The sequence below is a fragment of the Bartonella vinsonii subsp. berkhoffii ATCC 51672 genome, from assembly GCF_902825225.1.
Taxonomy (GTDB): domain Bacteria; phylum Pseudomonadota; class Alphaproteobacteria; order Rhizobiales; family Rhizobiaceae; genus Bartonella; species Bartonella berkhoffii.
Genome location: NZ_CADEAK010000221.1, coordinates 1 through 417, shown reverse-complemented (window position 1 = coordinate 417; position 417 = coordinate 1). Strand labels below are relative to the sequence as shown.

The window sequence follows — 417 nt, the reverse complement described above, 5'->3', positions numbered from 1 at the left end:
CATGTGTGATACGTTTATTTATTTCGTCTTTAGGTGTTTTGCGATTTTTAAGCCCATATTCTAAGTTTCCACGAACAGTCATATGGGGATAAAGTGCGTAATTTTGAAAAACCATAGCAATATCGCGATCAGCGGGTTCACGCTCATTGATACATTCATTATCAATATAGAGTTCACCCGAGGTGACCTGTTCAAGTCCTGCAATAATCCGTAAGAGTGTTGATTTACCACATCCCGAAGGACCAACAAGGACAAGAAGTTCCTTATCGGCAACTGTCAAATTTAAATCATCAATGACGATAATGTTGTTGTCATACTGTTTTTTTATATTTGATAACTGGATTATGGCCACAGTTATTTCTCCGTTTCAATAAGGCCTTTGATAAAAAGCCGCTGCATGAAAATGACGACAAGAAC

1 protein-coding gene is annotated in these 417 nt (G+C 37.6%); it reads right to left on the bottom strand.

The features are described 5' to 3' along the window. The coding region (locus tag J7R10_RS09015; protein ID WP_208436502.1) for an ATP-binding cassette domain-containing protein at positions 1-352 on the bottom strand (352 nt) is incomplete at its 3' end. Positions 353-417 lie beyond the last annotated feature (65 nt).